The organism is Rhodoferax lacus, assembly GCF_003415675.1.
GTDB lineage: Bacteria > Pseudomonadota > Gammaproteobacteria > Burkholderiales > Burkholderiaceae_C > Allorhodoferax > Allorhodoferax lacus.
Genome location: NZ_QFZK01000001.1, coordinates 403845 through 430542, shown reverse-complemented (window position 1 = coordinate 430542; position 26698 = coordinate 403845). Strand labels below are relative to the sequence as shown.

General features: G+C 61.7%; 20 protein-coding genes and 2 tRNA genes. 14 read left to right on the top strand and 8 right to left on the bottom strand.

The annotated features are described in order from the left end of the window. Positions 1 to 37 precede the first annotated feature (37 nt). The 8 genes from DIC66_RS01925 to DIC66_RS01890 all read left to right on the top strand — a co-directional run bounded on the left by DIC66_RS01925 (position 38) and on the right by DIC66_RS01890 (position 6252). Positions 38 to 892: a glycosyltransferase family 2 protein gene (locus tag DIC66_RS01925; protein WP_117173488.1), complete on the top strand. Its 855-nt coding sequence runs from the start codon at positions 38 to 40 to the stop codon at positions 890 to 892. A gap of 10 nt (positions 893 to 902) precedes the next feature. Next, positions 903 to 2171, top strand: a complete 1269-nt coding sequence (gene tolB, locus DIC66_RS01920; protein WP_233505745.1) for a Tol-Pal system beta propeller repeat protein TolB — start codon at positions 903 to 905, stop codon at positions 2169 to 2171. 23 nt (positions 2172 to 2194) lie between these two features. Continuing rightward, complete coding sequence (gene pal / locus DIC66_RS01915) at positions 2195 to 2734, top strand: peptidoglycan-associated lipoprotein Pal (protein ID WP_117173484.1); 540 nt, start codon at positions 2195 to 2197, stop codon at positions 2732 to 2734. Between the two features lie 11 nt (positions 2735 to 2745). Next, positions 2746 to 3540 (top strand): tol-pal system protein YbgF, encoded by a 795-nt coding sequence (gene ybgF, locus DIC66_RS01910; protein WP_117173482.1) that lies wholly within the window; start codon positions 2746 to 2748, stop codon positions 3538 to 3540. A 17-nt stretch (positions 3541 to 3557) separates the two neighbouring features. After that, positions 3558 to 4325 (top strand): tRNA threonylcarbamoyladenosine dehydratase, encoded by a 768-nt coding sequence (locus DIC66_RS01905; protein WP_117173480.1) that lies wholly within the window; start codon positions 3558 to 3560, stop codon positions 4323 to 4325. A 62-nt stretch (positions 4326 to 4387) separates the two neighbouring features. After that, positions 4388 to 4463, top strand: a tRNA-Lys gene (locus DIC66_RS01900). A gap of 19 nt (positions 4464 to 4482) precedes the next feature. Beyond that, positions 4483 to 4558, top strand: a tRNA-Lys gene (locus tag DIC66_RS01895). Between the two features lie 146 nt (positions 4559 to 4704). Continuing rightward, complete coding sequence (locus DIC66_RS01890; protein ID WP_117173478.1) at positions 4705 to 6252, top strand: methyl-accepting chemotaxis protein; 1548 nt, start codon at positions 4705 to 4707, stop codon at positions 6250 to 6252. A gap of 5 nt (positions 6253 to 6257) precedes the next feature. On the opposite strand, the gene DIC66_RS01885 is transcribed toward DIC66_RS01890, so the two are convergent. From DIC66_RS01885 to dapC, 6 genes are read right to left on the bottom strand one after another with little or no spacing between them, the layout of a single operon-like run. After that, a complete protein-coding gene (locus DIC66_RS01885; protein WP_117173475.1) occupies positions 6258 to 8201 on the bottom strand; it encodes an ABC-F family ATP-binding cassette domain-containing protein in 1944 nt (647 codons plus the stop codon). Then, positions 8198 to 9085, bottom strand: coding sequence for a 50S ribosomal protein L3 N(5)-glutamine methyltransferase (gene prmB, locus DIC66_RS01880; RefSeq protein WP_117173473.1), 888 nt, complete (start codon positions 9083 to 9085; stop codon positions 8198 to 8200). Before prmB ends, DIC66_RS01885 begins: the two co-directional genes overlap by 4 nt. After that, positions 9082 to 10242 (bottom strand): succinyl-diaminopimelate desuccinylase, encoded by a 1161-nt coding sequence (gene dapE / locus DIC66_RS01875; protein WP_117173471.1) that lies wholly within the window; start codon positions 10240 to 10242, stop codon positions 9082 to 9084. Before dapE ends, prmB begins: the two co-directional genes overlap by 4 nt. A 34-nt stretch (positions 10243 to 10276) precedes the next feature. Continuing rightward, a complete protein-coding gene (locus DIC66_RS01870; protein ID WP_117173469.1) occupies positions 10277 to 11443 on the bottom strand; it encodes a PilT/PilU family type 4a pilus ATPase in 1167 nt (388 codons plus the stop codon). A 26-nt stretch (positions 11444 to 11469) separates the two neighbouring features. Continuing rightward, on the bottom strand, positions 11470 to 12294 hold the full coding sequence (gene dapD, locus DIC66_RS01865) for a 2,3,4,5-tetrahydropyridine-2,6-dicarboxylate N-succinyltransferase (RefSeq protein ID WP_117173467.1): 825 nt from the start codon (positions 12292 to 12294) through the stop codon (positions 11470 to 11472). A 22-nt stretch (positions 12295 to 12316) separates the two neighbouring features. Then, the gene (gene dapC / locus DIC66_RS01860) at positions 12317 to 13522 is read right to left on the bottom strand and encodes a succinyldiaminopimelate transaminase (protein WP_117173465.1); all 1206 of its coding nucleotides are present in this window, start codon (positions 13520 to 13522) and stop codon (positions 12317 to 12319) included. A gap of 87 nt (positions 13523 to 13609) precedes the next feature. On the opposite strand from dapC, the gene DIC66_RS01855 reads away from it, so the two are divergent. The 6 genes from DIC66_RS01855 (at position 13610) to def (ending at position 21789) form a co-directional block, all read left to right on the top strand. After that, a complete protein-coding gene (locus DIC66_RS01855) occupies positions 13610 to 13987 on the top strand; it encodes an Hpt domain-containing protein (RefSeq protein ID WP_117173463.1) in 378 nt (125 codons plus the stop codon). A gap of 30 nt (positions 13988 to 14017) precedes the next feature. Further along, complete coding sequence (locus tag DIC66_RS01850) at positions 14018 to 14425, top strand: response regulator (protein WP_117173461.1); 408 nt, start codon at positions 14018 to 14020, stop codon at positions 14423 to 14425. A gap of 89 nt (positions 14426 to 14514) precedes the next feature. Next, entirely contained in the window at positions 14515 to 18030 is a 3516-nt protein-coding gene (gene smc / locus DIC66_RS01845) for a chromosome segregation protein SMC (RefSeq protein WP_117173459.1), read from the top strand. Positions 18031 to 18044: 14 nt separating this feature from the next. Continuing rightward, a complete protein-coding gene (locus tag DIC66_RS01840) occupies positions 18045 to 19082 on the top strand; it encodes a cell division protein ZipA C-terminal FtsZ-binding domain-containing protein (RefSeq protein WP_117173457.1) in 1038 nt (345 codons plus the stop codon). Between the two features lie 29 nt (positions 19083 to 19111). Then, a complete protein-coding gene (gene ligA / locus DIC66_RS01835) occupies positions 19112 to 21253 on the top strand; it encodes an NAD-dependent DNA ligase LigA (protein WP_117173455.1) in 2142 nt (713 codons plus the stop codon). Continuing rightward, the gene (gene def / locus DIC66_RS01830) at positions 21250 to 21789 is read left to right on the top strand and encodes a peptide deformylase (RefSeq protein ID WP_117173453.1); all 540 of its coding nucleotides are present in this window, start codon (positions 21250 to 21252) and stop codon (positions 21787 to 21789) included. Before ligA ends, def begins: the two co-directional genes overlap by 4 nt. Here def and DIC66_RS01825 read toward each other — a convergent pair. Both DIC66_RS01825 and DIC66_RS01820 read right to left on the bottom strand, forming a co-directional pair. Then, positions 21741 to 24014: a tetratricopeptide repeat protein gene (locus DIC66_RS01825; protein WP_117173451.1), complete on the bottom strand. Its 2274-nt coding sequence runs from the start codon at positions 24012 to 24014 to the stop codon at positions 21741 to 21743. The two genes, def and DIC66_RS01825, sit on opposite strands and share 49 nt — an antisense overlap. Before the next feature lie 83 nt (positions 24015 to 24097). Continuing rightward, a complete protein-coding gene (locus DIC66_RS01820) occupies positions 24098 to 26695 on the bottom strand; it encodes a [protein-PII] uridylyltransferase (RefSeq protein ID WP_117173449.1) in 2598 nt (865 codons plus the stop codon). Between the last annotated feature and the right edge of the window lie 3 nt (positions 26696 to 26698).

Below are 26698 nucleotides of genomic sequence, written 5' to 3'. Positions count from 1 at the left end.
TTGGGGGCTACGCCATAGCCACTTAGTCTATTCCAAAATGCCAACTGCTGACTTAATCTCGATTGTCATTGCTACCTACAACCGCAGTGACACTCTGGTGGCTGTATTGGCCTCACTGGCCAATCAAGACGACAATGGCTTTGAAGTCATTGTTGCTGATGACGGCTCCATGCAAGTCCACCGCGACGCAATTCAGGCCGCAGCCACAACCTACGGCCTGTCCCTCACCCATGTCTGGCATCCCGACGTCGGATTTACGCTGGCGCGGGTTCGCAATCTTGGCGTGTCGGCATCCAGGGGAAGTTATCTTGTTTTTCTCGATGGCGACTGCGTGCCAGACACTGACTTTGTACGCCGCCACCGTCAGCTCAGGGAAAGCGGGTACCTGGTCATGGGTAGCCGGGTGCTTTTGTCCCAGTCCATTACCACGCGTGTGCTATCAACCGGAATGCGGCTTGAGGGACAAGGCGCTTTGTTCTGGTTGCGTCGGCGCCTGCATGGAGATGCCAACAAGTTGGGGGCCATTATTCGCCTTCCCGATCTGAAAGTGCGCAAAGTAAAAGGGTTCCGTTGGCGTGGCATCCGTGGCTGCAACATGGGGGTGTGGCGCAAGGACTATGAAGCCGTAAATGGCTTTGACGAGTCCTTTATCGGCTGGGGCCATGAGGACGCTGATTTCGTATTGCGCTTGCACAACCATGGGGTGAAGCGAAAAAACGGTTTCTATGCCACCGAGGTTTACCACCTCTGGCACAAGGAGGCAACGCGGGATGCGGAAGGATCCAATGCGGCCATTGTGGGTGAGCGTTTGCAGAGTGGTATCTCGCAGGCGACAATTGGTTACAGGGAAAGTAAGGCCGCAAAAGATGTGGTCGTTCACAGATGGGGATAATCGCCGCACAATGAAAAAAATCCTTTCTCTTCTTATTCTGGCTCTTCTGCAGGCTACTGCATGGGCACAGTTCCGTGTGGAGGTTGCTGGCGTTGGCGTCACGCAGATCCCTGTAGCTATCGCAGCATTTCGCGGCGAAGACTCTTCCTCCCAGAAAATTTCTGCCTTGGTGCAGGCTGACCTGGAGCGCAGTGGTCAGTTCCGCGGTGTGGACGCATCCGGCAGCAATCTGGACGACAGTTCGCGCCCCGACTTTTCTGCGTGGCGGCAAAAGAATGCCGATGCGTTGCTTACGGGCAGTGTCACGCGACTTGCCGATGGCCGTTTCGATGTACGCATGCATCTGTGGGACACGGTGCGCGGACAGGATCTGGGTGCGCAAAGCAAAGCAGTATTTCAGGCCGATCTGCGGATAGCTGCGCATGAAATCGCCGATTATGTTTATGAAAAACTTACCGGCGACAAGGGCATCTTTTCAACGCGCATAGCCTATGTGACGAAGAAGGGTAACGGGTTCAATTTGTGGGTGGCCGACGCGGACGGCGAAAGCCCCCAAAGCGCGCTTGCCAGCTCTGAGCCCATCATTTCTCCGGCCTGGTCACCCAACGGGCGCCAACTGGCCTACGTATCCTACGAAGCACGAAAACCCACGATCTACGTCCATGAGGTGGCCACTGGAAAGCGGCGCCTGGTTGCCAACTTCAAGGGCAACAACAGTGCGCCAGCGTGGTCGCCCGACGGCAAAACACTGGCTCTTGCATTGAGTCGCGATGGTGGGACCCAACTGAATTTGCTTGACGTGTCGACCGCTGGCTCGGAGCCCAGACGCATAGCCCAGTCAGCGTCCATCGATACCGAGCCAGTTTTCACGGCGGACGGACGCAGCATCTACTTTGTCAGTGATCGCGGCGGTTCACCTCAGATTTACAGGGTTTCCGTGTCTGGAGGCAGCCCGGAGCGGGTTACATTCAGTGGCAACTACAACACGTCGCCCGCGCTCAGTCCGGACGGACGCTGGCTTGCCTATGTGTCGCGCGTGGGTGGGGCTTTCAAGCTGTATGTGATGGATTTGGCGTCTGGTACAGCAAATGGCATTACCGACACGGTTGCAGATGAGCGGCCCAGCTTTTCTCCAAACAGCAGAATGCTGATTTATGCGACCCAGCAGCAGGGCAAGGAAGCGCTGATGACCAGCACCATCGATGGCAAGGTCAAGGCGCGGCTGGCGGGTCAAACGGGTGATATTCGGGAGCCCAATTGGGGTCCCTTTCAAAGATAGTAAATTGTATTCAGGAGTCTTTAATGAAACGTACTTTGGTAGTGGTCGGTTTGGTGGCAGTGCTCAGTGCCTGTGGTTCTGCAGTCAAGCTGGACAATGTTCCCGTGGAAGACCGCTCCGGTTCGTCCTCTGGCTCTGCGGGCGCCGGTGGTGCCGCCAGTGGTTCTGCTGTGGGAAAAGGAGCTGTGGCTTCGGTGGACCTGACCAAGTCAGGCCAGGATGCAGCCATGCAGGCGACCACCCGTGTGGTCTATTTTGACTACGACAGCTTTGCCGTCCGCTCGGAGTTCCAGGCAGTTATAGAGTCTCACGCCAAGTACATCCGTGCAGACAAGAGCCGCAAAGTTGTGATCGAAGGCCACACCGATGAGCGTGGCGGCCGTGAATACAACATTGCACTCGGCCAGAAGCGTGCCGAAGCGGTTCGCAAGGCACTGAGTCTGTTGGGTGTGGCTGAGAGCCAATTGGAAGCCGTCAGTTTTGGCAAGGAGAAGCCAGCGGTTCAAGGTTCGAGCGAAGCTGTGATGGAAAAGAACCGTCGCGCTGAAATATCCTACCGTTGAGTCTGACAGCAATGATTTTTCGCTCCGCTCTTTCCCGGTCTTTGGTGCTTGCCGGGCTGGTCCTGGCGGCAAGTTCGGCATCAGCCGGTTTGTTTGAAGATGAAGAGGCGCGCAGAGCCATCATCGACCTGCGCCAGCGTGTAGAAGCTGTCAAGCAGGACAAGAGCGAGACCGACCGAAAGATCACAGAAGAGGTGCAGCGGGCGTCCGAGGAGTCTGCGCAACTGCGTCGCAGCATTCTGGATTTGCAGAACCAATTGGAAGCCACGCGTGCTGATATCGCCAAGCTGCGGGGCCAGAATGAACAACTCGCGCGAGACTTGTCCGAGTACCAGCGGCGACAAAAGGATGCGAGTGTCTCCCTGGAGGAGCGACTGCACAAACTCGAGCCACTGACCGTGACGGTTGATGGCAAGGAGTTTCAGGCAGACCCATCCGAAAAGCGTGATTACGACGCCAACCTGGCCATGTTTCGCAAGGGGGACTTTGCAGGCGCGACCAATGGCTTTGTCGATTTTCTGAATCGCAATCCGCAGACCGGCTACCGGGCTTCGGCTTTGTTCTGGCTTGGCAATGCGCAGTATGCCAACAAGGACTGCAAAAGTGCCGTGGTGAACTTCAAAAGCCTGATTGCTTTGGCACCGACCCACATGCACGCACCTGAGGCCATGCTGACCGTAGCCAACTGCCAGATTGAAGCCAAGGAAACCAAGGCAGCCAAGCGCACATTGGATGACCTGATATCGATCTATCCGACCACCGATGCGGCCAATGCTGCCAAGGACAGGCTCGGGCGTCTGAAGTAGGCCGCTGCGTGTCTGAAATGCAAGCCGACCTCGCTCGGCGCTTTGGTGGCTTGGAGCGCTTGTATGGCATGGAACCCGCGCAGCGCATCCGTAACAGCCACGTGGTGGTCGTTGGCATTGGTGGCGTGGGTTCCTGGGTGGCTGAAGCGCTGGTGCGCAGCGGTGTTGGCGAAATCACGCTGCTGGACATGGACCATATTGCCGAGTCAAACATCAACCGCCAGGTTCATGCACTCACTTCCACAGTGGGAATGGCCAAAGTCCAGGCCATGCAGGAGCGTATGGCGCAGATCAACCCGGACTGCAAAGTACACGCGATCGATGCCTTTGTAGAGCCGGATAGCTGGACGCAACTTTTGCCAGGCAATGTAACTGCAGTTGTAGATGCCTGTGACCAGGTGAAGACCAAAGTAGCCATGGCTGACTGGGCGCGCCGGAGTAAGGCCCTTTTGGTTTGCGTGGGTGCGGCTGGCGGGAAGCGGCATGCACATTTGGCGGACATTGCGGACCTCTCACAGGTCACGCACGATCCTCTGCTGGCTCAGGTGCGCTACCAACTGCGCAAATTCCATGGGGCACCCAAGGAAGGCAAATCCATGGGTGTGGCTTGTGTGTTCAGCCGCGAGGCCGTGGCGCCACCTGACCCATCTTGCGCACTAGCTTCGGATGGATCTTTGAACTGCCATGGGTATGGATCTTCCGTTGCGGTAACAGCCAGTTTTGGCATGTGCGCAGCCGGTTGGGTGATGGACAAAATTTCTCAGGGCAGCGGCCGATCAGGTTAGAAATAACGCTATAATTTAAGGCTTGGCAGATTGCAGTGACCATCTGGTTTCTGTGAGATGACGGGACGTTAGCTCAGTTGGTAGAGCAGCGGACTTTTAATCCGTTTGTCGTGGGTTCGACCCCCGCACGTCCCACCAAGAGTTATTTGAGGTTTGTGGGTTCTTAGCTCAGCTGGTAGAGCAGCGGACTCTTAATCCGTAGGTCGAGAGTTCGAATCTCTCAGAACCCACCATTAACCTTAGGCTGAATCTGTAAAAAAGCCTGCTATCGATATCGGTAGCAGGCTTTTTTTGTTTTGCGAACAATTCAGAATGAACACATAATCGCACAAAAATTCATTGCAAGCGTCGTTGGGATACACAGGAGTACGTCTGCATCATGCGCACAAATCTTCCCGTTACACAGCATGCCTATGAGTTCCCTGACTCTGAAACACTGCTGTCCACCACCGACACCACCAGCAGAATAAGCTACGCCAACGCGCCGTTTATTCGAACCAGTGGCTTTGAGCAGGACGAGCTGATCGGGCAGCACCACAACATTGTCAGACACCCCGATATGCCGGCAGAAGCGTTTGCCGACATGTGGAGCTGTCTGAAGTCGGGCTACTCCTGGACCGCACTTGTGAAGAACCGACGCAAGAATGGTGACCACTACTGGGTCCGCGCCAACGCAGCGCCTATGGTGCGCAATGGAAACCTGGTCGGCTACCTGTCGGTTCGCACAAAGCCCAAGGTCGCAGAAGTACAGGCTGCAGAGACCTTGTACGAGCGTTTTCGCGAAGGACGCGCAACGGGAATCGCATTCCATCGCGGACTGATTGTGCGGACCGGCCTCATGCGCTGGGCCAGTGCCCACAAGCTGCTCCCCGTCGCCTGGCGCATCCGCTTGCCCATGTTGTTGCTTGGCGCTGTCGCTGGCCTATCGCTTGGCCTCTCAGGGCTGGAGAGCACTGCGCTGATGGTCACTGCCGCAGTCATCTTGTCTGCCTGCCTGCTGATCTGCTGGCTTATGGAGGCGCAGGTCACCACCCCTATTGCGAAGATACTGGGTGCAGCCCAGCAAGTCGCCAGTGGAACCAAAGCAGATGACCTGGGCTTGGAACGCTGTGACGAAGTCGGCCTGATTGCCAGGGCTATCACACAGGCCGGACTGAATCTGCAGGCACTCATGGCCGATGTGCAGGAGCAGGTCAGTGGTGTGCAGGTTGCCAGCAAGGAAATTGCCGTAGCCAACTCTGACCTGTCGGATCGCACCGAACAAACCGCCTCCAACCTCGAGCAAACCGCTGCAGCCATGGAGCAACAAACCGCCACTGTCCGGCAAAACTCCGACACGGCGCAGCAAGCCAGTCAACTGGCAAATGCCACTACCAGCGTGGCAAGCAAGGGTGGGGCTGCCATGGGCAATGTGGTGGCCACCATGGGACTCATTTCGGAATCAAGCCGCAAGATTGCAGACATCATCAGCGTGATAGATGGCATTGCGTTTCAGACCAATATTCTGGCCCTGAATGCTGCCGTGGAGGCCGCACGCGCAGGCGAGCAGGGCAGGGGCTTTGCGGTGGTGGCCAGTGAGGTGCGCAGCCTGGCCGGTCGCTCGGCAGCGGCCGCGCGCGAAATCAAGGGGCTGATTGACGACTCGGTAGGCAAGGTGGAGAGCGGCTCCAGGTTGGTATCCGACGCCGGTGAAACCATGTCCGATGTGGTCCGGCAGGTGGAGCGCATGAACCAGCTCATCGCCGAGATTACGGTGGCCTCCAAAGAGCAGGCGGTTGGTATCGGTCAGGTTGGGCAGGCCGTTGCCCAACTCGATGAGATGACCCAGCAAAACGCTGCCATGGTGGAGCAAAGCAGTGCTGCTGCCAACAGCATGAGCGAGCAGGCCGTGCGCCTGTTGGCAGCGGTGAAGGTTTTCTCCAGCTAACCGAATCAGGTTTCCAGTTGGCCGGTGAGATCCAGCCACTGGTCTTCCAGCGTCTTGAGCTCCTGGTTCACAGCCTTGAGCCGTTTGCCGGTTTCTGCAATCACCGAAGGGTGCGGGTTGGTGGACAGTTTTCCATCCAGCGCTGCACCCTCTGCATTCAAAGTGGCCATCTTTTCTTCCACGGCCTGCAAGGATTTCTTCAGCTGCTTCACCTGGTCCTGAGTAAGTCCCGCTGGCAATGCCGGGGCCGCAACCACGGTAGCCGCCTTGGGTGCCTGGTTCTTGGCCTCTTCCTTTGCCAACTCACGCTGGCGTTTGGCTTCGTCCAGCAGGTAGCGCTGGTAGTCGTCCAGGTCTCCGTCAAAGGGTTCCACACCGCCGCGTGACACCATCCAGAACTCGTCGCACACCGCGCGCAGCAGCGAGCGGTCGTGGCTGACCAGCATCACCGTGCCCTCGAACTCATTAAGCGCCATGGACAGCGCCTCGCGTGTGGCCAGATCCAGGTGGTTGGTGGGCTCGTCCATCAGCAAGAGGTTGGGCCGCTGCCAGACCAGCATGCACAGCACCAGCCGCGCCTTCTCGCCGCCGCTCATGCTGCCCACGGCCTGCTTGACCATGTCGCCACCAAAATTGAAGGTGCCCAGGAAGCTGCGCAAGTCCTGCTCGCGCGTGGCCTGGCCACCGATCTTCCCGTTGGCCGCCAGGTCCTTGGCCAGGCGGATCATGTGCTCCAGCGGGTTGTCCGCGGGGCGCAGCACGTCGAGCTCCTGCTGCGCGAAGTAACCGATGTTGAGGCCCTTGCCCTCGGTTACCTCGCCCCCAATGGCGGCCAGATCGCGTGCAATGGTTTTCACCACGGTGGATTTGCCCTGGCCGTTGGCACCCAGAATACCAATGCGCTGTCCGGCCAGCACCGACTTGCTGACATTGCGCACAATCACCGTGGGTGGAGTCTTGGGCGGTGAGCCTTCGGGCGCCGGGTAGCCAAAGCTCACGCCAGCCATGGAGAGCATGGGGTTGGGCAGGTTGGCAGGTTCACTGAATTCAAAGGTGAAGTCCGCCTCGCTGAGCAGAGGCGCAATCTTTTCCATACGGTCCAGCGCCTTGACCCGGCTTTGCGCCTGCTTGGCCTTGCTGGCCTTGGCCTTGAAGCGGGCAATGAACTTTTGCAGGTGGGCAATCTTGTCCTGCTGCTTGGAGAAGGCGTTTTGTTGCAGCTCCATCTGCTCGGCGCGCATGTCCTCGAACTTGCTGTAATTGCCGCCGTAGCGCATCAGCTTGGCGGCATCGATGTGCAAGGTGACGTTGGTTACCGCGTCCAAAAATTCCCGGTCATGGCTGATGACCACCATGGTGCCTTCGTATTTTTTCAGCCACGCCTCCAGCCAGACCAGGGCGTCCAAGTCCAGGTGGTTGGTGGGCTCGTCGAGCAGCAGCAGGTCGGACGGGCACATCAGCGCACGCGCCAGTTGCAGGCGCATGCGCCAGCCGCCCGAGAAGCTGTTGACCGGGTTTTCCAGTTCAGTGGTCTTGAAGCCCAGGCCCAGAATCAGCGCCTGCGCGCGTGAGGGGGCATCATGCTCACCGGCATCGTGCAGCGCCATGTAGGCGTGGGCCATGCGGTCGTAGTCGTCGGTGGCCTCAGAAGCGGCCACTTCAATGCGGGCGGCGAGGAGTTCGGTGTCGCCTTCCACCACAAAGTCGGTAGCGCTTTGCGAGGTTTCCGGCATATCCTGGGCCACCTGGCCCATGCGCCACTGGCTGGGAATGAAGAACTCGCCACCGTCCTCATGCAGGTTGCCATTGAGCAGGGCAAACAGCGACGACTTGCCAGCGCCATTGCGGCCCACCAGGCCGACTTTTTCTCCCGGGTTGAGGGTGACGGACGCGCCGTCGAGCAGCACCTTGACGCCGCGGCGCAAGGTGATATTTTTCAGATTGATCATGCAAGAAGCGCTTCGCGCGTAAGAAGTAGGACCTGGTCTTCACCGGCACTGGTGTCAAGCCAGATGGCCTGAAGGGTCGGAAAAGCAGTCTCAAAGTAGTGGCGTTCGTTGCCGATTTCCAGCACCAGAACAGCACCCGGGTTCATCACCCGGGGCGCGTCCTGCAGCAGGCTGCGAACAAAGTCCATGCCGTCTGCGCCGCCACACCTGTTGCCGTCCAGCGCAATGGCGGGTTCTGCCCGGTATTCCGGGGGCAGGGCAGCCATGCTGTCGGCGTTGACATAGGGTGGGTTGCAGAGAATCAGGTCGTAGGTCTTGTGCAGTTGTTGTAGTCCGTCGGACTCCACCAGTGTGATGCGCTCGCCCAGGTGGTGGCGGTCGACATTGATGCGTGCAACTGCCAGTGCATCGGCAGAAATGTCAGCCGCATCCACCTGTGTGTCGGGGTAGGTCATGGCAGCAATCACGGCCAGGCTGCCGTTGCCGGTGCAAAGGTCCAGCACCGCATGGGTGGCCTCGCTCAACCAATAGTCCAGGGCGCCATCCACCAGGCATTCGGCAATCAGTGAGCGCGGCACGATCACGCGCTCATCCACATAGAACGACACGCCCTGCAGCCAGGCTTCGCGCGTCAGGTAGGCCGCGGGCTTGCGCGAGGCAATACGGGCCTCGATCAAGGTGGCGCACTCTTCTGCCTCAGCCACATGGATAGGGCGCAACTCCTGCGAGTTCGGCCCCACGAATTCGGTGTCCAGTGGCAGGTCCAGGCTCCAGAGCACCAGCCAGGCCGCCTCATCGCGGGCGTTGGTGGTGCCGTGTCCAAAGCAAACCTGGGCTTGGGTTAGCCGCTCGGCCGAGGTCTCAATCAATTCCAGCAGGGTCATGCCGCAGCCAGTCGGTTCAAATTTTCAAGCACGCGTTGGTAAATATTCTTCAAGGGTTCGATGTCTGCGACAGTCACGTATTCGTTGATCTGGTGGATGGTGGCGTTCGGCGGCCCAAGCTCGATCACCTGCGGGCAGACCTTGGCAATGAAACGGCCGTCGCTCGTGCCGCCGGTGGTGGAGAGTTGCGTCTCGATACCGGTCTCGGTACGGATGGCATCACACACCGCGTCCACCAGGGTTCCCGGTGTGGTCAGGAAGGGCAGGCCGCCTATGGTCCAGGCCAGCGTGTAGTCCAGTTGGTGGGCGTCCAGCACGGCGGCCAGGCGCTGTTGCAGGGACTCCGGTGTGGACTCGGTGCAAAAGCGGAAGTTGAAGTCCACCACCAAGTTGCCCGGAATCACATTGCTGGCCCCGGTGCCGCCGTGGATGTTGCTGACCTGCCAGCTGGTGGGTGGGAAGAAGGCGTTGCCCTGGTCCCATGTGATGGCCACCAGGTCGGCCAATGCAGGCGCGAAGAGGTGAATCGGGTTTTTGGCCAGATGCGGATAGGCAATATGCCCTTGCAGGCCTTTGACGGTGAGCTTGCCGCTCATGGTTCCGCGCCGGCCGTTCTTGATCATGTCGCCGGTGCGCTCTACCGAGGTGGGCTCGCCCACGATGCAGTAGTCCAACACCTCGCCGCGTGCGGCCAGCGTGTTGCACACGATCACGGTGCCGTCGTTGGCCGGGCCTTCTTCATCGCTGGTCAGCAAGAAGGCAATGTTCAAAGCCGGATCCGGGTGGCTGGCCAGAAATGCTTCCGTTGCCACCACAAAGGCCGCAAGCGAGGCCTTCATGTCACTGGCGCCGCGGCCAAACAGCTTGCCATCACGGTGCGTGGGCACAAAAGGCGGGCTGAGCCATTCGTTCAAGGGGCCGGTCGGCACCACGTCGGTATGGCCGGCAAACACCAGGGTCTTCGCTCCGGCGACCGATGACGTGCGCTTGGCCCAGAGGTTGGTCACGCGAAAGTCCGCCGGTCCACTGTGCAGGGTCTCACACACAAAGCCAAGCGGCGCGAGGCGGCTGGCAATGAGGTCCTGGCAACCGTGGTCTGCCGGTGTCAGGGAGGGCAGGGACAGCAACTGCTCTGTCAAAAACAGGGTCTGCGTCATGGGCTTGCCTTGGTGCTTTGCACGGTGACGCTCATCAGTGCTTCACATCCAGGGAAATTTCGGTGAACGACGCTTCTTCGTCCTCTTCCGGGGCCGCAATCACCTTCGCTTTTTGCGTGAAGTCGTTCTGCATGCGCCACATCAAATTGGTAGGCGAGTCGGCATTGGCCAGGCCTTCCTTGCGTTCCACAATGCCGCTGACAATCAGCCTTGCAATGTCTTGCTCGAAGCCCTGCGACCCCTCGGCCATGGACTTCTCCATGGCTTCCTTGACGCCTGAGAAATCACCCTTCTCAATCAACTCGGCAATCAGCTTGGTATTGAGCATGATCTCAACGGCCGGTGTGCGCTTGCCCGTGGTGGTGCGCAGCAGACGCTGCGACACCACAGCTTTCAGTGCCGCCGCCAAGTCACCCAGCATGGTGGCGCGTACCTCCACCGGATAAAAGCTCAGTATGCGGTTCAGCGCCTGGTAGCTGTTGTTGGCGTGCATGGTGGCCAGGCACAGGTGGCCCGACTGGGCATAGGCCAGGGCCGCGGACATGGTCTCACGGTCGCGTATTTCACCGATCAGGATCACATCCGGCGCCTGGCGCAGGGCGTTCTTCAGCGCAACCTGCAGCGACTCGGTGTCCGTGCCAATTTCCCGCTGGTTCACGATCGACTTCTTGTTCTTGAACAGGAATTCAATCGGGTCTTCAATGGTCAGGATGTGGCCGGAGGCGTTTTCATTGCGGTAGTCCAGCATGGAAGCCAGCGTGGTGCTCTTGCCCGCACCGGTGGCGCCCACCATCAGGATGAGGCCGCGCTTTTCCATGATCAAGTCGCCCAGCACCAGGGGCACGTTCAGGTCATCCAGCGAGGGCACGTCCACTGCGATGTAGCGGATCACGGCGGCCACGGTACCGCGCTGGCGCATCGCGCTGACCCGAAAGCGCCCCACGCCCGCAATGGGAAAACCCATATTGAGCTCACCCACCGCGTCGAGCTCGGCCATGCGGTCCGCTGGCAGTACCTCGGCCAGCAGGCTTCTGGGCGCATCAAACGGCAAGAGCTGTGCATTGATCGGGACGCACTGCCCGTTGATCTTGATTTGCGCCGGGGCCATGGCCGTCAAATACACGTCAGACGCTTTCTTCTCGCCCATCAGGCGCAGGATGCGCTCCATGGTTCCTGGTGTTGGCGTGCTTGTCGTTGCCATGTGTGGGCCTCCCGAATGCCTTGGAATCAGTCGCGCAGCAAATCGTTCAATGACGTCTTGGCCCGGGTCTGGGCGTCCACGCGTTTGACAATCACAGCGCAATACAGGCTGTACTTGCCGTCGGCGCTGGGCAGATTGCCAGACACGACCACCGAACCCGATGGGATGCGGCCATAAGTCACGGTGCCGGTGGCGCGGTCATAAATCTTGGTGCTCTGCCCGATGTACACGCCCATGGAGATCACCGAGTTCTCTTCCACGATGACGCCTTCCACCACTTCGGAGCGGGCGCCGATAAAGCAGTTGTCTTCAATGATGGTGGGGCCGGCCTGCATGGGTTCGAGCACACCGCCAATGCCTACGCCACCGCTCAGGTGCACGTTCTTGCCGATCTGAGCGCACGAACCCACCGTGGCCCAGGTGTCCACCATGGTGCCTTCGTCCACATAGGCACCAATATTCACGTAGGAGGGCATCAGAATCACGCCCCGGCCAAGGTAGCTGCCGCGGCGCGCCACGGCGGGTGGCACCACGCGTACGCCAGAGGCCTTCAGGCCTTCTTCGTCCATGTGCGCAAACTTGGTCTGCACCTTGTCGTAAAAGCCCAGGTCACCGGCCTTGATGACTTCGTTGTCCTTCAGGCGAAAGCTCAGCAGCACAGCCTTCTTGATCCATTGGTGCGTGGTCCACTGGCCCACGGATTCGCGTGTGGCAACCCGCAGCTTGCCGGAGTTGAGCTGGGCAATCACGTGCTCGACCGCCTCGGTCACTTCCTTGGGGGCAGAGGCAATGGACAGGGTGGCGCGGTCTTCCCAGGCCTGGTCGATGATGGATTGAAGTTGTTGTGTCATGGCAAAAAGGTAATGAAGGGGTTCAGGATCGGGATTGCACGAACTGCACAATGCGTTGTGCAGCTTCCACGCATTCTTCGGTCTCAGCAACCAAAGCCATGCGGATGCGGCCAGCGCCGGGATTGCTGCCCTGCGCCTCACGCGCCAGAAAACTGCCGGGCAATACCGTCACATTGTAATTTGCGAGCAGGTCGCGGGCGAAGTCGATGTCGCTGCCTTGCACCCGGGCCCACAAATAAAAGCCCGCGTCGGGCAAGGCCACATCCATCACGGCCGACAGCATGGGCGTGACCTGGGCAAATTTGGCACGGTACTTGGCACGGTTGTCCACCACATGGGCCTCGTCGTTCCAGGCCGCGATGCTGGCGGCTTGCACCACCGGGCTCATGGCGCTGCCATGGTAGGTGCGGTAAAGCAGGAACTGCTTGACCAGGGCAGCGTCCCCCGCGCAAAAGCCGCTGCGCATGCCCGGCACATTGCTGCGCTTGGACAGGCTGGTGAAGGACAACAGGTTCTTGAAGTCGGCTCGGCCCAGCTTGGCCGCGGCTTCCAGCCCGCCCAGGGGCGGCTCGTCGCGGAAGTAAATCTCGCTGTAGCACTCGTCGGAGGCGATGACAAAGCCAAAGCGGTCACTCAGGGCAAACAGCTTGGCCCATTCCGAGAGAGGCATCACCGCACCGGCCGGGTTGCCCGGTGAGCAGACAAAGAGCAGCTGCGTGCGCTCCCACACCGATTCGGGCACGCTGTCCCAGTCCTGCGCGAAGTTGCTCTCGGGAACCGAGTTCACAAAGTACGGCTCCGCGTTGGACAGGTAAGCCGCACCTTCGTAGATTTGGTAGAAAGGGTTGGGGCACACCACAAAAGCAGCCTGGCCGTCCGCCCTGGGATGCAGCACCGTCTGCGCAAAGGCAAACAGCGCCTCGCGTGAACCGTTGATAGGCAGGATTTGCGTGGCCGGGTCCACTTGCAGGGCGTAGCGCCGTTCTATCCACTGGCCCATGGCCTGGCGCAAGGCCGGGTCTCCAGCAGTGGCCGGGTAAACCGACAGGCCGCCGCTGTTCAGAATGGCATCGCAATAGGCTTGCTTGACCAACTCGGGTGCCGCATGCCGGGGCTCACCAATGCCCAGGCTGATGGGCTTGTAGGCCGCGTTGGGCGTAACGGTGGCGAACAACTGACGCAGGCGCTCGAATGGGTAAGCCTGCAGACGTGACAAATTGGGATTCATGGGCGGGAATTATGTCCGAGCATTGGCTAAACTCGACCAATGGGCCCAAGAGGCCTATGCTTTACAGCCATTCAGGAGAGTAAATACATGGCGTCACAGTTGTCGCAAACCGGCCCGGTCATTCTGGACATCGATTTGGCCCTGTCGCAAATCGGTGATGTGGATGCCATGAATGACATGATCGTCATGCTTGAGGAAGCCCTGGCGCGTGATGTGCCGCAGGTAACGACGATGCTGCAAAGCGGAGACTTTGCAGGTGCCAATCGCCTGCTGCACGCGCTCAAAGGGTTTGTCCCCATTTTTTGTCATGAATCCTTCTGCGACAAAGTGGTGTACGTGGAAGGCCTGAGCAAGGTCGCAGCCAATCCGGATCTGGTAGCAGCCTATGCCGGCTTGCGGCCGCATTTGGAAACACTGCTGGCAGAGGTGTCGGCGTATCTTGCGGCAAACGGCATTTCGGCTTGAGCAGACAAAGGTACCCGGAGAACTGCAGCCATGGACATGAAAAGAGCGCGCGTGCTGGTGATCGAAGACGAAAAGATCATGGCCACCTTCGTCCTGGGCAGTTTGCGGCGCATGGGCATACTGGATTTGTATTCTTATGACAACGGACTCACCGCACTGCGGGAACTTGGCACGGTCAAGCCGGACCTGGTCATCACCGACGTGCACATGCAGTCCATGGGCGGTATTGAATTCCTGAATAACCTGCGCTCGCTGGCCGACGAAAAGCTGTCCAACCTGCCAGTGATTTTTCTGAGTGCGGACTCCAGCAGCTCCACGGTGAGCGAAGCCCTGCCGCTGGGTATTGCCGGCTATCTGGTCAAACCACCCAACCTCAAAGTATTGGCGGCAAAAATCGAGCAGGCGCTCAAGGGCCATACGCTGGAGTTCTTTGATTAGTCACACGGTATCATTGGCTTGGCGGCTGTGACTGTGCAGCCTTGTAAATCCCAATGAAATCAACCGCTTAGCGCAGGCTATTCCGTCACGTGCGTCTCAATTCCATCAAGCTCTCGGGCTTCAAGTCCTTTGCCGAACCCACCAACTTCCTGCTGCCTGGCCAGCTGGTGGGGGTGGTCGGGCCCAATGGCTGCGGCAAGTCCAACATCATGGATGCGGTGCGCTGGGTGCTGGGCGAGAGCAAGGCCAGCGAGCTGCGCGGCGAGTCCATGCAGGACGTGATCTTCAATGGCACCACCACCCGCAAACCCGCAAGCCGCTCCAGCGTGGAGCTGGTGTTTGACAACGCCGACCACCGCGCCGGTGGCCAGTGGGGCCAGTTTGGCGAAATCGCGGTCAAGCGCGTGCTCACCCGTGAAGGCGGCTCCAGCTACTTCATCAACAACCAGCCGGTGCGCCGCCGCGACGTGCAGGACGTGTTCCTGGGCACCGGCTTGGGTCCACGTGCCTACGCCATCATTGGCCAGGGCACGATCAGCCGCATCATCGAGTCCAAGCCCGAAGAGCTGCGCCTGTTTCTGGAAGAAGCGGCCGGTGTCTCCAAGTACAAGGAGCGCCGCCGCGAGACCGAGAACCGCCTCTCCGACACGCGCGAAAACCTGACCCGGGTGGAAGACATCCTGCGCGAACTCAACGCCAACCTCGAAAAGCTGGAGAAGCAGGCCGAGGTAGCGCAGAAGTACCACACACTGCACGGCGAAGTCACCCTCAAGCAGCACCAGCAATGGTTCTTGAAGCGTGCAGAAGCCCTGGCCGACCAGTCCAAGGTGCAGGCCGATGGCCTCTCGGCCGTCAATGCGCTGGAATCGCGCATGGCGGACCTGCGCCACATCGAAGCCGAGCTCGAAGCCGTGCGCCAGGCCCATTACGCCGCCGGTGACCACGTCAACCAGGCCCAGGGCCTGTTGTATGAGGCGAGCACCGATGTGGGCCGCCTGGAGGCCGAGATCCGCTTTGTGGTGGAAGGGCGCCAACGTGTTGAGCAGCGCCTGGTCACCCTGAAAGAACAGATCGCGCAATGGGCTGTGCGCAAAGAGGACGCCGCAGCCGAGATCGAACGCCTGGCCGAGTTGGCCCTGCATGGTGACGAGCAGACCGAGTTGCTGGCAGCCCAAGTGGAAGAGCAGGCGCAGCAACTCCCCGAGATTGAAGAAAACCTGTCCAAAGCGCAGACCACCGCCAATGAGCAGCGTGGCGCCGTGGTGCAGGTGCAGCAGCAAATCCAGGTGCTGGCCGCCGAGCAACGCAGCATTGAAGAGCAAAGCCGCGGGCTGTCCACACGCCGCGAACGCCTGAGCGCCGACCGCAACGCGCTGTCCGCGCCGGATGAGGACAAGCTGCATGACGTGCAGCAGCAGTTTGAAGAGGCCACCGAAGCCCACGCCATTGCGCAGGAACGCCTGCACGAGCTGCAGGAATCCGTGCCCGCGCTGGACGAGGCCAGACGTATTGCCCAGCAGGCCGTCAATACCGAGTCGGCCCGCCAGGCCGACTTCTCGGCCCGGCTGGAGGCCCTCAAGACCTTGCAGGAAAAGGTCAAGACCGACGGCAAGCTGCAACCCTGGCTGGCCAAACATGGCCTGGACCATTTGCAGGGCCTGTGGAGCCGCATCCACATCGAACAAGGTTGGGAAAACGCCCTGGAAGGCGCTCTGCGCGAGCGCCTGGGCGCCCTGGAAGTCTCGCGCCTGGACATGGTGCGCGCCTTCGCGGTGGACGCGCCACCGGCCAAGCTGGCGTTTTACAGCCCGCCACAGGCCGCAATACCCGAAGGCGCCTCTGCGCTGCCGCGTCTGTCGGACCTGCTGCGCGTAAACGACGCCGGCCAGCGTGCCATCCTGGTGGACTGGCTGCACGGCTGCTTTACTGCCAGCAGCTTTGAAGAGGCCCTGGCCCAACGCGGCCAGCTCAAGGCCGGTGAAACCATTTATGTGAAATCAGGCCATGTGGTCTCCAGCCACAGCGTGAGCTTTTACGCGCAGGATTCCGAGCAGGCCGGCCTGTTGGCGCGCGCCCAGGAAATCGAGAATCTGGAAAAGCAGCTGCGCGCCCAGGTGCTGATTGCCGACGAGTCCCGCGTGGCCCTGTCGCGCGCCGAGAGCGCTTATGCCCAAAGCGCGCAGGCCCTGGTGACCGCGCGCCGGGAAGCGGCCGAGGCCCAAACCCGCAACCACACCCTGCAAGTAGAAGCCCTGCGTCTGACCCAGCTGGCCGAGCAGGCCCGCGCCCGCAGTGCCCAGATCGAGAGTGACCTGGCCGAGGTGGACGCGCAGCTTGAAGACCTGCAGGAGCGCCGCGCCACCGCCGAGGGGCGCTTCGAGTCCCTGGACATGCAACTGGCCGACAGCCAGGAGCGCCATGCCCAGCTTGATGAGCGCGTGATCGAATGGCAGGGCAAGCTCTCGCAATGCCGCGAACAGCAGCGCAGCCTGGAACGCCAGGCCCAGGAAGCCAGCTTTGCCCAGCGCAGCCTGCAGGCGCGCAATGCCGAACTGTCGCGCGCCATGGAAACGGCCGACCAGCAAAGCCGCTCGATTGATGCCGAAGAACAGCGCGCCAAGGAAGAGTTGGCGCGCCTGACCGATGCCGCCGCCCAAGGCGGCCTGCAGGACGCCCTGGCCCTCAAGCTGGAGCGCGAACAGTCTTTGGGCGCCAAGCGCAGTGAATACGACGACCTGACGGCCAAGCTGCGCGCCAGCGACGAGCGCCGCATGCAACTGGAGCGCGAGCTCGACCCGCTGCGCCAGCGCATCACCGAATTCCAGCTCAAGGAACAGGCCGCGCGCTTGGGGTTTGAGCAATACGAGGCCCAGCTGGTCGATGCCAAGGCCGACCTGGAAGCGGTGGAGCAAAGTATCAAGGACGGCAATGTGCGCCTCTTCGGCATGCAGAGCGATATCGACCGCATCAACCGTGAAATCACGGCTCTGGGCGCCGTCAACCTGGCTGCCCTGGATGAACTGGCCGCCGCGCGCGAACGCAAGACCTTCCTGGATTCGCAAAGCACCGACCTGACGGACGCCATGAACATCCTGGAAGACGCCATCCGCAAGATCGACGCCGAAACGCGCGAGCTGCTCTCGGGCACCTTCAACCAGGTCAATGAGCACTTTGGCCGCATGTTCCCCGAACTGTTTGGTGGCGGCAATGCACGCCTGGTGATTACCGGCGACGAGATTCTGGACTCCGGCGTGCAGGTGATTGCCCAGCCCCCGGGCAAGAAGAACCAGACCATCCACCTGCTCTCGGGTGGCGAAAAAGCGCTGACCGCCATCGCCCTGGTGTTTGCCATCTTCCAGCTCAACCCCGCGCCTTTCTGTCTGCTCGACGAAGTGGACGCGCCGCTGGACGATGCCAACACCGAGCGCTACGCCAAACTGGTGGCCAGCATGAGCAAGAGCACCCAGTTCCTGTTCATCAGCCACAACAAGATCGCCATGGAAATGGCCGAGCAATTGATTGGTGTGACCATGCAGGAGCAGGGCGTTTCCCGTATCGTGGCGGTGGACATGGAGTCCGCCCTCTCAATGGCTGAACTGGCCTAGGACCCGCACAGACTATGAGTACCTTACAGATCGGATTGGCTGTTGCCGGAGGCCTGGTGCTGGCCGGCGTGGTGGGCTACAACACCTGGACTTCGCGCAAGAATGCACCGCGCCAACCCGAGGCGGCACAAGTGGAGCCCGGCGGACTGGAGCAGGTGGAGCCCACTTTTTCCGATGCCGAAGTGCAGGAGCGCGATATGGCCCTGCCCACGCCCGCCAAAAAGCCGACGCTGGACGCGCTGATCGACGTCATTGCCAACCTGGCCCTGGACCCCAGCGCCCCGGCCGTATCTGGTGATGCGGCCATTGCCGCGCTGCCGGCCACGCGCCGCGCCGGCACCAAGCCGTTTGCGGTGGAAGGCTTCAACGTGAACACCCACCAGTGGGAGGCACCGGCGGCAGGCCAGCGCTACAGCAGCTTCCAGGCCGGGGTGCAACTGGCCAACCGCACCGGCGCGCTCAACGAAATCGAATACTCCGAGTTTGTGGTCAAGACCCAGCACTTTGCCGACGCTGTGGGCGCTACGCCCGACTTCCCCGAGATGCGTGACGAAGTGGCCCGTGCCCGCGAGCTCGACCAGTTCGCCAGCGGCCATGACGCACAGCTGGGCTTTACCATCCGAGCCCGCAACGCTTCGTGGAGCCCTGGCTATGTGCACCAGAATGCCGGGCGCCTGGGTTTTGTGGCCGGTGCGATGGCCGGGCGCATGGTCCTGCCCGCGGCGACCGAGGGCATGCCACCGGTATTGGTGCTGGGCTTTGATTCACAGGCCGCATTGGCCGAAGACCCGGCGCAATCCGCCATCCGCGAGATCAGCCTGCACCTGGATGTGGCCCAGGCCGAGCGCGCTGAAGCGCCGTTTGAGCGCATGCGCGACGCGGCCTTTGCCCTGGCAGAAGGCATGGACGGCGTGGTCACCGATGACAACGGTCAGCCCCTGGCGCGCGAGAGCATGGAAGTGATCGGCACCGAGCTGCAAACGCTCTACAACACCCTCGAGCAGCGCGACCTGGCAGCTGGCTCCGCAGTAGCGCGCCGCCTTTTTTCCTGAACCTTCCTTTTTGAGAGGAGGCACAGGCCATGGCCACTCCGGATCACCCCCGCGATTTATTTTCCGCACCCGACGAGGCCACCCCCGAGCGCAAGCATCTGGATGCCCTGCGCGCCGAACTGCACCGCCACGCCCACAGCTACTACGTGCTGGACGCGCCCACCGTGCCGGATGCGGAATACGACCGCCTGTTCCAGGAGCTGCAGGCCCTGGAGGCACTGCACCCCGACTGGGTAACGCCCGATTCGCCCACCCAGCGCGTGGGCGGCAAGCCACTCGACGCCTTTGCCAGCGTGCGCCATGCCGTGCCCATGCTCAGCATCCGCACCGAGACCGATACCGAGTCCTCTGGCGCTTTGGCCTTTGACACGCGGATACGCAAGGAACTGGAGCTGACAGAAGCGGAGGCAGCGGTGGAGTATGTGGCCGAGCTGAAGTTTGACGGCCTGGCCATCAACCTGCGCTATGAGGGTGGCGTGCTGGTGCAGGCGGCCACGCGGGGCGATGGCGAGAACGGCGAAGACGTCACGCAGAACATCCGCACGGTGGGGCAGATCCCACTCAGGCTGCAGTTGCCCAAGCGCACTGCTGCTGCGCACATCACCGTGGAATTTCCGCAGGTGCTGGAAGTACGCGGCGAGGTCTACATGCGGCGCGATGATTTCGAGGCTCTGAACGAGCGCCAGCGCGCGCGCATTGCCCAGGGCGAGAAGGGCGAAAAAACCTTCGTCAACCCACGCAATGCCGCCGCCGGTGCGGTGCGCCAGCTCGACCCGTCCATTGCCGCCCAGCGCCCCTTGAGCTTTTTTGCCTATGGCGTGGGTGAGGTTGCCCCCAAAAACGCGGGCAGCCTGTTTGCCACGCACATGGAACTGCTGCAGACCCTCAAGAGCTGGGGCTTCCCCGTAGCCGATGAAATCCGCGTGGTGCGCGGTGCCGATGCCTTGGTGGCCTTTCACCAGCACATCGCCCAGACCCGCGACCAGTTGCCCTATGACATTGACGGCGTCGTCTACAAGGTCAACAGCCTGGCCCTGCAACAGCGCCTGGGCTTTGTGTCGCGCGAGCCACGCTGGGCCGTGGCCCACAAATTTCCGGCCCAGGAACAGATGACCACCGTGCTGGCCATTGATGTGCAGGTGGGCCGCACCGGCAAGCTCACACCCGTGGCCAAGCTCTCCCCGGTGTTTGTGGGCGGTGTGACCGTGACCAACGCCACCCTGCACAACGAGGACGAAGCCAGGCGCAAGGATGTGCGGGTGGGCGACACGGTCATCGTGCGCCGCGCCGGAGACGTCATCCCCGAGGTGGTGAGCGTGGTGCTGGACCAGCCCGAGCAAAAGTCGGCCCACGAAGGGCGCGCACTCTTCACCATGCCGCGCACCTGCCCGGTCTGCGGCTCGGCCGCCGTGCGCGAGGAGGGCGAGGCCGACTACCGCTGCACCGGCGGCCTGTTCTGCAACGCCCAATGCAAGCAGGCGATTCTGCACTTTGCCCAGCGCCGCGCGGTGGAGATCGAAGGCCTGGGCGACAAGCTGGTGGAGCAGCTGGTGGATGCCAACATCATCCGCACTTTGCCCGACCTGTACCGCCTGGGCTTTACAGCATTGGCCAGCCTGGAGCGCATGGCCGACAAGTCGGCGCAGAACATTGTGGATGCCCTGGAAAAATCCAAGCACACCACCTTGCAGCGCTTCCTGTTCGGCCTGGGCATTCGCCATGTGGGCGAGTCCACGGCCAAGGCGCTGGCGCGGCATTTTGGCGCACTCGACGCCATCATGGACGCCAGCGTGGAGCAACTGCTGCAGGTCAATGACGTGGGCCCCATCGTGGCCCACAGCATTCGCACCTTCTTTGAGCAGCCCCACAACCGCGAGGTGGTGGAGCAACTGCGTGCCTGCGGCATCCGTTGGGAGGAGGGCACTGGCGACTCCGACGCAGCCAAGCCGCTGGCCGGCCTGACCTTTGTGCTGACCGGCACCCTGCCCACCCTGGGCCGCGATGATGCCAAGGACCGCATTGAAGCCGCTGGCGGCAAGGTCTCCGGCTCGGTGAGCAAGAAGACCAGCTACGTGGTGGCCGGCACCGAGGCGGGCAGCAAGCTCACCCGGGCACAGGAGTTGGGTGTGGCCATACTGGATGAAGCGGCTTTGCTGGAGATGCTGAAATGACTGTGCGTGAAATTCTCAAAATGGGCGACCCACGCCTTTTACGCACCGCGCAACCGGTCACCGATTTCGACAGCGACGCGCTGCATCTGCTGGTAACCGACCTGCTGGATACCATGCGCGCGGCCAACGGTGCGGGGCTGGCGGCGCCGCAAATCGGTGTCGATCTGCAGGTGGTGATCTTTGGCAGCTTCGAGCGCAATCCGCGTTACCCGGACCGTCCGGTGGTGCCGCCCACCGTGCTGATCAACCCCACCATCACCCCGCTTGGTGATGCCGAGGAAAGCGACTGGGAAGGCTGCCTGTCCGTGCCCGGCCTGCGCGGCCTGGTGCCGCGCTGGACCCACATCCGCTACACCGGCTTCGACCAATACGGCGACGCCATCGACAGAACGGTGGAAGGCTTTCATGCCCGTGTGGTGCAGCACGAGTGCGATCACCTGTGGGGCAAGCTCTACCCCATGCGCATGCGCGACTTCAGCCAGTTTGGCTATACAGAGGTTTTGTTCCCGGACATTGCAGCCAACGAGGACGATTGATCGGACTCTGCACACATCTGCTCAATCGCCGCCTCCAGGTTGCGGGTGTGCTGCACCACATCCCAGGCGGGCCGGCCTTGCAGACGTTTGCGCAGGCCCTTCTTGAGCGTCAACAAGGCCTTGCGGTTGGACGCTTGCTGGACCGCTATGCGCACGTAGTCGGCGTCATCGTCTGCGACCCACTCCGGCAAACCGGCGGCTGTCATGAAACTCGCCCCCATGCGTGACACAAAGCTGCTGCCCCGCTTGGTGATCACGGGCACGCCCATCCACAGGGCTTGCAAGGTGGTGGTGCCGCCGTTGTAGGGTACCGGGTCCAGGGCAATGTCTACATCGGCGTATTCGGCCATCATCTCGGTCAGCGCGATGGGGCCACGGAACTCCACCCGCGCCAGGTCCACGCCCAAGCCCTCCAGGCGTTTGCCAAAAGCGGCCACGGCCGAGGCGTCACCCATGCTGGGCGCCTTGAGCAGCAGGCGCGAACCCGGCACCGCTGCCAACACCTGGGCCCACAGGCGCAGCGTGTGTTCGGTGAGCTTGGGCACGTTGTTGAAGGAGCCGAAGGTCAGCGGCCGCTGGCCATGGCTGGGGCCGTACGGCGGGTAGGGGTAGTGGGCTTCGGGTGCGTAGCAAAACACTGCGCCTGGTAGCCGGACAACGCGCTCGGAAAACAGTGCCTCGTCACCTTCAGGTGTGACCACGGCGTCGCCCACAATCCAGTCCATATTGGGCAGACCGGTGGAGCCGGGGTAGCCCAGGTAGGTGGCCTGTACCGGGGCTGCGCGCCGCGCATACAACAGCGTGCGCTGTGCGTCGGTATGGCCGGCCAGGTCCAGCAATACATCTACGCCATCGCGGTCTATGCGCTTGGCCAGTTGTTCGCAGTTCAGCGTGCTCACCTCTACCCAGTGCTCTGAGCGGTCTCGGGCAAAGCGGGTCTGCGCGTCATAGGACGTGCCGGTGAAATAGACAAACAGCTCAAAGCGGCTGCGGTCCAGTTCCCGCAGGACCGGCTGCATGAAGAGGTTGACCGGATGCTGGTGGTGAAAATCGGCCGACACCAGGCCCAGCCGGATACGGCGCCCCGCTATCGGTTCGCGCACAAAACTGGCCTTGCTGCGTGCCCCAGCACCCAGCGGCGCAAACAGCCTGCGGTGCAGCGCTGCCACGTCGGCGGCCGACAGCTTGTCGCTGTAGAGCGAGGTCATGGCAATCGACGCTGCCAACGTAGGGTCTGCGCCTGGCTCCCGGGCCATCTCCTGGTACAGGGCCAGCGCGGTATCGGCATCTCCCCGGCGCGAGGCCATCGAAGCGCGCAGCGCCCGCGCTCCCGGCATGGGTGCCATGGCTTCGGCTTGCCGCAGCGCGGCTTCAGCTTCTTCCATGTGCCAGCAGTCGTTCAAGAGGTAGGCCAGGTTCCAGTGCGCCCAGGGGCTGCCTGGGTGCAGTTCCACATTGCGGCGCGAAACCGCGATGGCCTCTTGCCACAGGTTGTAGCGCAGGCTCAGTGCCGCAAGACGGGCCAGCGTGGATTCGCGCTGCGCGTTGCTTGCGCTGGTCAGGGCCAATAGCCCTTGCTCCATGGCGCCCAGACGGATCAGGCACTCGCCGATGTCGATCTGGATATCCGCCTGGTCCTCTGGGTCGACAGCATCACCTTCGGGGCCTTTGCCCAGAATCAGGGCCTCCTGCAAAGACTGCATCGCGCGCTCGGCATCCCCGCGCTCCAGGCGGTAGCGCGCCATGTGCCTATGCACTTCACGGGCCAGGCTGGGGCTCAGTGCCGCGGCGGCCTGCACGGCATGCGCATAGGCGCGCTGCGCCACGTCCCAATTGCCAGCAAGTTCCAGGGTTCGGGCAAGGGCCAAAGGTGCTTCATAGCGCTGGGGGGCCTGGTCGATGGCGCGCTGGTAGGACAGCATGGCCTGCTGCTCTTCACCCATCCTGCGGCACAGATGGCCGGCCTCCAACCAGGCCGAGTAATTGGCCGGGTTGATACGCAGGGTGGCGGCAAATGCCTCACGCGCCGGCATCCAACGCTCCAGTTGCACCAGGCAGCGCGCGCACTGCAGGGCGGCGGTATCGAGCGTGCCATCGCTATCGATTGCGGATCGGTACAAGGCCAAGGCTCTTTCCCATTGGCCCTCCCTGAACGCTGCATTGGCCGCATTGAAGGCATCAGCGGCATCACCTGTGCCAGACGTTTTGTTTTGTGCGCTATCCATTGCAAAGTCTCCTGGTCAGCACCGGCACCCCATGGCACCGCTGCGGCAGGAAGACTATCAGCGGGGGCGGTATTAGGGAAGGCTCAGGCCGCCAGTGCGTCCAGCAGTTCGGTCTCGATCTCGATTTGCGCGCGGTTGTGCTGCAACTGCGGGCCGTGGATCAGGAAGGTGTCTTCCACCCGTTCGCCCAGCGTCACCACCTTGGCCAGTTGCACCTCGATCTGGTGGCGCGCCAGCACGCGGGCAATGGAGTACAGCAGGCCCTGGCGGTCGCTGGCGGAAATGCTGAGCAGCCAGAGTTGGGCCTTCTCGTCCGGGCGCAAGGAGACGCGCGGTGCAATCGGGAAACTCTTGACCCGCCGTGACACCCGGCCGCGGCTGGGGGAGGGCAGTGGGGATTCGGTGGCAATGGCACTGGCCAGTCCGTTTTCCACCATGGCGGTGAGCTCACGGAAGTGCTCGTCGATGCCACCGGCGGTGATCACCTGGAAGGTGTCGAGCGCGTAATTGGTTTTGCTGGTGTGCACCCGCGCATCCAGGATGCTGAAGCCGCCCTGGTCGAAGTAGCCACAAATGCGGGCAAACAGATCTGGCTGGTCGTGGGTGTAGACCAGCACCTGCAGGCCTTCGCCAATCGGGGAGCGGCGCGCCCGCACGATGGGTGTTTTGGTGTCCACGTGGCGGGAAATCTGCTTGGTGTGCCAGGCAATGTCGGAGGCGTCATGGCGCATGAAGTAGCCCACGTCCAGCGTGTCCCACAAGGGCTTGTGCGCCTCAAAGGGCATGGCATACAGGGCCACCATCACCAGCGCCTCGCGCTTGCGGGCTTCCACCTCGGCATCCGGGTCGGGGGCGCGGCCACCGAGGGCGCGGGTGGTGTACTTGTACAGGTCTTCGAGCAGCTTGCCCTTCCAGGCATTCCAGACCTTGGGCGAGGTGCCGCGAATGTCGGCCACCGTCAGCAGGTACAGGGCGGTGAGGTTGCGCTCGTTGCCCACGCGCTTGGCAAAGTCGGCGATCACCTTGGGGTCGCTCAGGTCGGACTTCTGGGCCACACGGCTCATGGTCAGGTGCTCGCGCACCATGAATTCAATTAGCTCAGCGTCTTCGGCGTCAATGCCATGCTCGAGGCAAAAGCGCCCGGCCTCCACCGTGCCCAGTACGGAGTGGTCGCCGCCACGGCCCTTGGCAATGTCGTGGAACAGGGCTGCCGCGTACAGCACCCAGGGCTTGTCCCAGCCGGAGGCCAACTGCGAGCAGAACGGGTATTCGTGCGCATGCTCCACAATGAAGAAGCGCCGCACATTGCGCAGCACCATCAGGATGTGCTGGTCCACGGTGTAGACGTGGAACAGGTCGTGCTGCATCTGCCCCACGATGCGGCGAAACACCCACAGGTAGCGACCCAGCACCGAGGTCTGGTTCATCAGGCGCAGCGCGTGGGTAATGCCGTCATGCTCCATCAGGATGCGCATGAAAGTGGCGCGGTTGACCGGGTCCTTGCGGAATTTGGCATCCATCAGGTCGCGCGCGTTGTACAGCGCGCGCAGGGTGCGGGCTGAGAGGCCCTTCACGCCCACCGTGGTCTGGTAGACCCAGAAGGTTTCCAGGATGGCATGCGGGTTGCGGCGGTACAGGTCGTCACTCACCACATCCAGGGTTCCGGCCTTCTCGTTGAAGTGCTCGTTGATGCGGTGCAGGGTGTGGGTGGAGGGGCTCAGGCGCTCCTCGATGTTCATCAACAGGATCTGGTTGAGCTGGGTCACAGCCTTGGCAGCCCAGTAGTAGCGCTTCATCAACTGCTCGCTGGCGCGCACCATGTGCTTCCTGTCTTCATCGGCCTCGCGGTTGCTGTAGCCAAAGGTCTCTGCCACAGCGTTCTGCAGGTCAAATATCAGCCGGTCTTCGCGCCGTCTGGCCAGCAGGTGCAGGCGCGCGCGCACCTGCAGCAGCAGGGCTTCGTTGCGCAGAATCTGGCGGATCTCAAAGGGCGTGGCCAGACCGTTGTGGGCCAGTTCCTTCCAGGTGTTACCCAGACGCGCGGCCTTGGCCACCCACAGAATCACCTGCAAGTCGCGCAGACCTCCGGGTGACTCTTTGCAGTTGGGCTCCAGTGCGTAGGGTGTGTCCTCAAACTTGGTGTGGCGCTGGCGCATCTCCAGGGTCTTGGCCACAAAAAAAGCCTTGGGGTCCATGGCGCCAAAGTAGGCCTTCTGGAAGGCCCGCACCAGTTTGGCGTTGCCCGTGATCAGGCGGCTCTCCAGCAGGGCGGTCTGGATGGTGACGTCGCGCTCGGCCTCACTCAGGCATTCGCTGATGCTGCGCACACTGGAGCCGATTTCCAGCCCCAGGTCCCAGCAGTTGCTGATGAAGCCTTCGATACGGCTTTTGAGCTCCGGGTCTTGCTCGGCCGAGGTGCCATCGGGCAAGAGCAGCAGCACATCCACATCCGAATAGGGGAACAGTTCGGCGCGTCCAAAACCGCCTACCGCCAGCAGGGCAAAGGGCTCCGGCATGCCCGAGAGATGCCAGAGCTCCACCAGCACCGAGTCCACCAGATCGGACATGCGGCGCAGCGACTGGCGCACCGTGCGGGTGGAGGCCGCGCGCTCGCCCAGCGTGGCCAGCAGGGCGGCCTTCTGGGCGCGATAAGTGTCGCGCAGCGTGGCGATGTCGTGCATGCA